The sequence below is a fragment of the Methanomicrobium sp. genome (genome assembly GCF_055145805.1).
Genome location: NZ_JBSREC010000024.1, coordinates 1 through 7832 on the forward strand (window position 1 = coordinate 1; position 7832 = coordinate 7832).

Here is a 7832-nt window from a genome sequence, read left to right on the forward strand (position 1 = left end):
CTCACACCTGTCCGCAGAGACGATAGAAGAACGCCTGCCTTTAATGCTTGAGCAGTTTTTGAATTTCGGTGTGGATATAAGGAAAGAACCGATGGAGGTCGCACCAACAGCACATCATATGATGGGCGGTCTTCGGATTACACCTGAATGCGAGACAACAGTCCGGGGTCTTTATGCCTGCGGAGAGGTCACAGGCGGCGTTCACGGCGCAAACCGTCTCGGCGGAAACTCGCTTGCCGACACACAGGTCTTCGGTAAACGTGCAGGGGAATCTGCCGGAAATACAGCAAAATTCGATATAAAAATTGATGAAATGCAGATTGAATCCCAAAGGGAAAGAATTGAAGGCTTTTTAAACGGAACAGACAGTGTGGCAGAGATAAAAGCCGCACTTAAAATGACGATGTGGGAGAATGCAGGAATATTCCGGACAAAAGATGAACTCCTAAAGGCGGCATCCGACATCGCAGAACTAAAAAAGATGAAACCAAAGGCGGTTTCGATGCAGAACATCGCCGACTGCTGCATTCTTGAGGATATGTTAACTGTTGCGGAGATTGTTGTAAAAGGAGCACTTCTGCGTGAGGAATCACGCGGAGCCCACGTCAGAAAAGATATAGAACCGGAATGGACACCTGATAAATCACCCTGCGGCCACACATACCAGTCTCTTAAGAGAGCAGGAATAGAAAAAAAGGAGGCGGCATAAGATGGCAGAGGAAGTAAAAACAAAGGAAATTACATTTTTTGTCTCGAGGTTTGACACATGCAAAGACGATGAGACAGGGGCGGTTTTAAAGGAATATACTGTTCCTGTTCATGAAGGTGCAAGGGTTCTGGATGTCTTAATTGCAATCCGCGACATTATAGATCCCACATTTTCGTTCCGCTACTGCTGCAGTGCAGGACAGTGCGGAAGCTGTGCAGTCCTTGTCAACGGGGAGCCAAAACTGGCCTGCATGACAGAGGCAAAGACGGGGATGAGAATTGAGCCTCTCGATCTCCCCGTGATAAAGGATCTTGTGGTGGATCTTGCAACATTTTTAAAGGAGATGCCAGGACTTGTGCCGTCTGAGTCGACAAAACTCCCTTCAAAAGAGGAGATAGATAAAATAAAGCCAATCCGGGACTGCATCGAGTGCCTCTGCTGTGTGTCGGTCTGTCCTGCAATGGATGTCACAGAGTTTGACGGCCCAGCCTTTATGCGACAGGAGATGAGGCTTGCCTTAGACCCGCGTGATGAAAGGGACAGAATACCTCTCTGTGTAAGTGAGGAAGGCCTTTTTACATGCACAAGCTGCGGTGCCTGCTGGAAGGTCTGCCCGAAAAATATTGAAATCCCCGGAAAGGCGATCGAAAAACTGCGTGAGCTTGCAAACAAAGAAGGACTCACCCTGCCGAGACACCAGGAGGTCGCAAAGCTTGTCGAGGATACGGGACGAAGTGTTGAGAGGATAAAACCATCCTTCTTTGAACAGGTACCGGAGGTAATCGAACCTTACGGGGAAGTAAAGGCAGAGATAGGATTTTTTGTCGGATGCATGTACAATCTCAGGCTTCCGGATACAGCCCTTGATGCAGTAGAGGTTTTGAAGAGAAACGGAATCAGGGTCATTGTCCCCAAAGATCAGGTCTGCTGCGGATCGCCCTTAATCCGTACAGGCCAGACCTCATATCTTCCCGAACTTATGAGAAAGAATATTGAGTGCTTTGAAAAGAGAGGAATTAAGACTGTGCTTACCATGTGTGCCGGATGCGGTTCAACTCTCAAAAACGATTATGACACACCTTACAGGGTTATCGATATCAACGAACTCTTAACAGAATATGAAATAGAGAAACCGGAAAAGCTTGATATTAAGGTTACATACCATGACCCCTGCCACCTCATGAGAGGACAGGGAATAACAGAAGAGCCGAGAAAACTTCTGGAGATAGCTGCCGCGAATTTCACAGAGATGCCTTCCAAATGCTGCGGGTCAGGCGGCGGTGTGAAGTCGGGAATCCCTGAAGAGGCAAAGGCACTTGGTGATGAAAGAGCAGTTGAGATTGACAAAACAGGATGCGATTATGTCATATCCTCATGTCCGTTCTGCGAATTCCATATCCAGTCATGCACAGATAAACCAGTCAAAAACATAACAACCCTGCTTTTGGAAGGATACAGGAAAAAGGACGAAAAAAACGCCTGAGCTAAAAAACAGTAAAGAAGGATAACAGATGAAAAAAATAAATCTATCCTCATTTTTCACCGTATTTTCAGTATTGTTAATACTCCTGCTCATCTTGTTTTCAGGATGCACCGATAAGGACAATATAAGTGAAGAAAATTTTACAGTCCTGTCAGAGAATACCTGCTGGTCACCGATAATGTCCTCTATTGTCGGGATTGATATGACACCCGTGCATAAGGAGACCGGTGAATTTCTCTACCACTGGACTGCAGAAGGAGAAGGCAGTTCTGATGTCGAATTTATCTCATGGGGCAATGAGACAGAATTTAAGGTCACTGAACTTGGAAATGACACCTTAACAGAAGAGGGGGAGACTCTCTGGTGGAGCTACCGGGGACTTGAGATTGAGAACATGCCTGAGAAGTTTACTGTCAGAGTTGAGGCGTTAGATAAGGATACCAATGAGACTGTTTTTGAGAAGGAAATAAGTATCAAAAGAAAGGTTATGATGTTCTGTCTGGAAGGGAACTGATTTTTTTATAAATTATACTTTTAAAATACCCTCTTCCAGATATTTTTCAGTCAAATCCTTTTGACTCATTGAACAATCAATAAGATTGTCAAACTCTTTTCCGGATATTTTAAGTTGTCTTGCCATTATTGAACGCAATTTATTCCCTATTTCTGCTTTATGATGGCTAATATGAGTTGAAATGGATGTTTTTCTTCCCTCATAATAAAAACACAAATATATATGGTGGGTATCGGATGACTGAAAACCCTTTTTTTGCAGAGCTTTCATTATCCTTTCATTTTTACGGGTGGCCATCAATTACCACCATTAAAAAGAGCTATCAATTTCCGCTTTAACAAAATTGCATCTTCTGTTAAGTTGTCATCCTCCTCAAGCACATAATTTTTATAAAGGAAACTAAGATTCTCATTTATCTCAACAAAACCCTCCTTTAATGTTGACGCTTCCGCCAAAAGACCATATTCGTCGTTAAAAAGAATCAAATCCTGATCTTCTTCATTCCAGTCAACAGTTAGCTCAATAGGGCGAGACAAAAGTCTCTCATCATCTTTAGACAAACAAACTTCAATCACAGGAATCGTATCAACAACAGCTATATTATCCAAATTGTCTATACTCATAGAATAACCTGAACTTTTCTTCTCAATAAGACCCTCAAGCCGAATATTTTTCTTAAGCATCCCTAAAATTTCATTTTCAAGTTCAGGTTTATAAGTTGCAGTAAATCTACCAATAATAGTGTCAAAACTACATCGGTTTTTACCCTCAACTCCCATTTCTTTTATTCTTCCAAATACAAAACCAGAATATTTTTTGGGCCTTTTAGATTTAGCCACCTGTATCGGCCGTTTTCTCTCAGGATTCAACTTATACTCAGAATCACTTCCAAATGACATATTAATAGAATAATTTGATTTTTCATCAGGCCAAACATTATCTATCTCATTAAGGATTTTCTGTGCCCTAAATTCATCAGGAATTATTTTAAAAAGATCCTCTGAGAGATTGGGATGGCTATTAATCACACTTACTACTTGTTTAGCTAGATCAAAGGCACGTTCTCCAATTGTTCCTCCGATTCCTCCTATTAAAGGAGACTGAGTGTCTGACAGTGCTATACTTCCTTCAAAACTGCCATATTTAAGATCCTTAAAGACGAGATTACATGTCTCTTTTATCTGCTTTGGAAAGTCACCACCACTCCTGTATTGATTCCCTGCAGAAAAATCTCCTGAAATATACATTATATTCTGAAGTGCATTCAGGTAATTTGCAACAATAGATATTTGTACATCAGGATTTTTAGATTTAAGAGAAGAAATGTGAACTTTCAGCAGCCTATTATCATCAGACATATTTCTCAACTATTTTAAATTTTATTCTTGTCATATATATGTTTGATTACGAAATTATTTAGAATCTAACCAGGCGCTCCGAAAGTGAATTTTTAAAAAAAATAGTTCTAATTTTATTATTTTCAGATTTATTCACAGTATTCCACAACAAAACCGCACCCGACATCCTCAACCTGCACATACTCCGCAAGCTTAATCTTAGCCGCAAGGTCAGTGCAGTGGCACGGGTGAATGCACTTCATATCAAAGCCGGAGAGATACTCCCCTGTCTTTTTAAGCCTGTCCTCACCGGCATCAAGAAGATGAAATCCGCCTATAATATCAAAAAGATCATCCCGTCCGGAATATTTTAAAGCCTGTTTCACAATTGAGCAGATTCCCTTGTGTGAGCATCCCGTAATTATCACAATTCCCTCATCACCGGCATATAAAAGAGCCGAGTCATCAGGCTGATAATCGGGTGCCGGGTGCCCGCATGAATCATTTGAAATTCCCGCTGCACAGAGAGTCTCAAACGGTATTGTCTCAACAATTTCCCCCATGAAAGTAATATTGTCCGTAATTTTGACAGGCTCATCAGAGAGCATGATATCAGCAAATGACTCTAAATCTTCTCTGTTTAAGGGAGAGCCGATATCCCCGAAGCCATCCATTGTAACCTCACGAAATATCTTTGGGTGTGCGATAATAACAGGTCTTTTGCAGGAGAGGCCTGCGGCCCCGGCTTTCTCATACATCTTTTTTAGGAAAACAAGACCGCCAGTGTGATCAATATGGTTGTGTGAGAGGACAATGTAGTCTGTCAGCAGAAGATCAATTCCAAGCTCCTCTGCATTTTTTATAAAAACGTCAGAGTATCCGGTATCAAACAGAATATTTTTGCCGCAGTCCTCAATAAAAAATGAGAGTCCGGGCTCTCCTGTCAGATACAGGTCAATTATAGTATTGTTGTCACACAGAACTGTAAGCTTCATTTAATCACACACAGTTTATCTCAGGCGTCTTCGCCGCCGGATGTCGTATTTCCTTCTGAAATCCTTTCCTGAAGACCTGTGGTTGCATATATTGACCTTATAAGATCCTCAATAACGCCCGAGTACTTCTCATCACCCATATTCAGCTCAAGCTGAAGAAGCGGAAGGGCAGGCCCGCCTATTTTTATAATCGCAATCGATGCAGCTTCGCGGGATGTCTCAGTCCCGGTCTCAGCCTCTTTTATAAGTGCGGGAACAGCTGTTGTTCCAAGACATGCAAGCGAATTTTCAGCCCATTTAAGCTCATCCTCATTCTGTGACGATAAAAGCTCCACAAGCGGCCCGACAGAGGGCTCTCCGATATTACAGAGCACAACGGCAGCCCAGGTGGACGCTGTCTGATCTCCCTTTGAAAACACCTTTGTCAAAGGGATTACGGCAGGCTCGCCGGTTTTTATAAGCTCTTCAGCCGCTGCCTTTGAAACACTCTGGTCACCTGAAAAGAGTGCATCGATATTTTCTGTTATTGCAGGGTCTGTCGTCTCATCTGTCCCCGTACATCCACAGGCACAGATAAAAAGAGCCAGAATGAATGCACAGGCTGTTAAAATAAACTTAGGATTCATCTTCATACCAGATGTTTTCGTCTTTTAACATAAAATAACCCGATGATACCTAAAAGGAGAAAATCCGGGAAAAATTCCCAAAACCAATGTCCCGCCACAAATCTGATTTACAAAGCAATGCTGTTTTTAAAAAATCATTTCATTCTGCTTATATGCTATAAGAAACGAATTACAGATTCAGGAGACTGAACTAAAAAATGACTGATGAAATTATTGAGTGCCCGAAATGTGGTAAAAATGCCCTTTCTGTAGAACACCCTGACGAATATGAAGTCTGGCTCAAATGCAGCGAATGTGACTATTTCAGGGCAATGAGCAAGGATGAGTGGCGCAAACTGGCAAACAGCCCTAACCGGGATGAAAAACTCCACAAATATTACAAACACGAGATGGAAGATGAAAACGGCATAAAAGGCGGAATCTTATGCAGAGGCTGCAGCAAAACATTTGAAAAAGAGAATATGGGGCCTCTTGGCTTTTTCTGCAAAAAATGCTGGTACAAATTTCTTATCGTCATATTTGTGCTGATGGTAATTGCATCATACATGGTCTGGATGATGCTGGTATAATATATTTTTTTTAGTGAACATTCGTATAACCTGCCGGTTATATCTCAAAACCAAAAAGATAGTGAATATTAATATAAATTCAGATTGAAAGTTGTGCATTATATCACAAATAATGCAGAAAAATTGTTTCATTCTTTTTATCCTGCAGTTTGTGAACGGAAACATAATTTATGGACTACAGTGCTGTATCAGTTGCCGGAAAAAGGGCCTACAATGAAGACTCTTACCTTGCGGCACCAGTAGGCAGAGGTATGCTTTTGGCAGTCGCAGATGGTCTTGGCGGACATGCAGCCGGAGAAGTGGCATCAAAACTTGCCATTGCCACATTAAGAAGAATTTTTTCCGAAGGCTATAATGAGGGAATGGATATCGGAGAGAAAAAAGAGCTCCTCATATTCGCATTCAAAGAGGCGGATTCAGAGATTGAAAAAAATGCCACGGGAAATTCCAAAGGTATGGGAACAACCCTTGTAGGAGCATTTATGGAGGATAACATTGTCGTTGCCGCAAATACAGGTGATTCACGCCTTTACCATTACGGCAGCGAATTAAGGCAGATTACTGTTGATCACTCCCTTGTCCAGGACCTTGTCAGAAAGGGCCTTGTGGAGAAAAAATCCGCAAGGTTTCATCCGATGAAGCATGTTATAAACCACTCACTTGGAGGTGACTTCAATGTTGATACGTTCAGCTTTGATACAAAACCAGGCGATATTCTTCTCCTCTCAAGTGACGGCCTCCATGACTATCTTGAAGATGAGCAGATAAAAGCGGCTCTTGGGGAAAAACAGGCAAACGAAATAGCAAAAGAACTCATAAAATCAGCTCTTTTGACATCGGACGACAATATAACAGCAGTTGTTATGATCAACCAGACCAACTGACACAGTTATACTAAAAAAGAAGAAAAAAGAAAGAAGAAACATAGAAAAAGGCGGAGAAAAGTCAGATGAATGACGATATTAATGAGAATACAATTGCAATTACAAGCGATCCTGATTTTTACGAGGATCTCTCCGATTACTTAAATGTCCTTTCTAATCCTACAAGACTTCGGATTCTAAAGCTCATAGAACATCACCCCAAAGAGGTCAGGGAGATTGCAAGCGAGATTGATACAAGCTATGAGAATACAAAAAAGCATCTCGACAAACTCCTCAAAACAGGTGTCATAAAAAAGGAAGCAGGACTCGGGCGGCAGACATCCAAAGGTTCACTACCTGTATGGAAGTATTCCTTAATTCCGGGCGGAATGGAAGGAATAATACGAAACCTGAGTATTTTCAGCAACATCGACATCAGAATCGGAGAAGAGGAACTGAATTCAAAACTTCAGTCTGTCCGTAGTATGCTTGAGAGCGATAATAAAACAGGAATTCCGGTAATAATTATTCTCGGCGGCGATGACGACGGCAAAGCACATCCGCTAAAAGAAAGTGAGGTTCTGATCGGACGCGAGGATCAGAATGCCCCCGATATCAAAGATAACTGCACAATTGTTCTCTCATCCGGATATGAGGCAGTGACAAGGGTTACAAAACCTCACGGGAAGTTCATTTCAAGAGAAGGAGAATGGTTTTTTGAGGACTGCAAAAGCAC

Annotated in this window: 9 protein-coding genes; 6 read left to right on the top strand and 3 right to left on the bottom strand. The window is 41.9% G+C overall.

Translation table 11 applies throughout. From position 1 onward, the window contains the following. The 3 genes from ACTB1O_RS01720 to ACTB1O_RS01730 form a co-directional block, all read left to right on the top strand. Positions 1 to 709 (top strand): FAD-binding protein (locus ACTB1O_RS01720; RefSeq protein ID WP_462993417.1); only part of this gene is annotated, 709 nt, incomplete at its 5' end. A gap of 1 nt (position 710) precedes the next feature. Beyond that, positions 711 to 2192 (top strand): fumarate reductase (CoM/CoB) subunit TfrB, encoded by a 1482-nt coding sequence (gene tfrB / locus ACTB1O_RS01725; protein WP_462993418.1) that lies wholly within the window; start codon positions 711 to 713, stop codon positions 2190 to 2192. Positions 2193 to 2220: 28 nt separating this feature from the next. Further along, entirely contained in the window at positions 2221 to 2706 is a 486-nt protein-coding gene (locus ACTB1O_RS01730; protein WP_462993419.1) for a hypothetical protein, read from the top strand. Between the two features lie 296 nt (positions 2707 to 3002). On the opposite strand, the gene ACTB1O_RS01735 is transcribed toward ACTB1O_RS01730, so the two are convergent. The 3 genes from ACTB1O_RS01735 to ACTB1O_RS01745 form a co-directional block, all read right to left on the bottom strand. Further along, a complete protein-coding gene (locus ACTB1O_RS01735) occupies positions 3003 to 4064 on the bottom strand; it encodes a hypothetical protein (RefSeq protein ID WP_462993420.1) in 1062 nt (353 codons plus the stop codon). Between the two features lie 128 nt (positions 4065 to 4192). Then, on the bottom strand, positions 4193 to 5038 hold the full coding sequence (locus tag ACTB1O_RS01740; RefSeq protein ID WP_462993421.1) for an MBL fold metallo-hydrolase: 846 nt from the start codon (positions 5036 to 5038) through the stop codon (positions 4193 to 4195). Between the two features lie 20 nt (positions 5039 to 5058). After that, a complete protein-coding gene (locus ACTB1O_RS01745; RefSeq protein WP_462993422.1) occupies positions 5059 to 5664 on the bottom strand; it encodes a HEAT repeat domain-containing protein in 606 nt (201 codons plus the stop codon). A 197-nt stretch (positions 5665 to 5861) separates the two neighbouring features. Here ACTB1O_RS01745 and ACTB1O_RS01750 point away from each other — a divergent pair, with 197 nt between their 5' ends. The 3 genes from ACTB1O_RS01750 to ACTB1O_RS01760 form a co-directional block, all read left to right on the top strand. Then, entirely contained in the window at positions 5862 to 6233 is a 372-nt protein-coding gene (locus ACTB1O_RS01750) for a hypothetical protein (RefSeq protein ID WP_462993423.1), read from the top strand. Between the two features lie 170 nt (positions 6234 to 6403). Continuing rightward, positions 6404 to 7117: a PP2C family protein-serine/threonine phosphatase gene (locus tag ACTB1O_RS01755; RefSeq protein WP_462993424.1), complete on the top strand. Its 714-nt coding sequence runs from the start codon at positions 6404 to 6406 to the stop codon at positions 7115 to 7117. 65 nt (positions 7118 to 7182) lie between these two features. Further along, the coding region (locus ACTB1O_RS01760) for a helix-turn-helix domain-containing protein (protein ID WP_462993425.1) at positions 7183 to 7832 on the top strand (650 nt) is incomplete at its 3' end.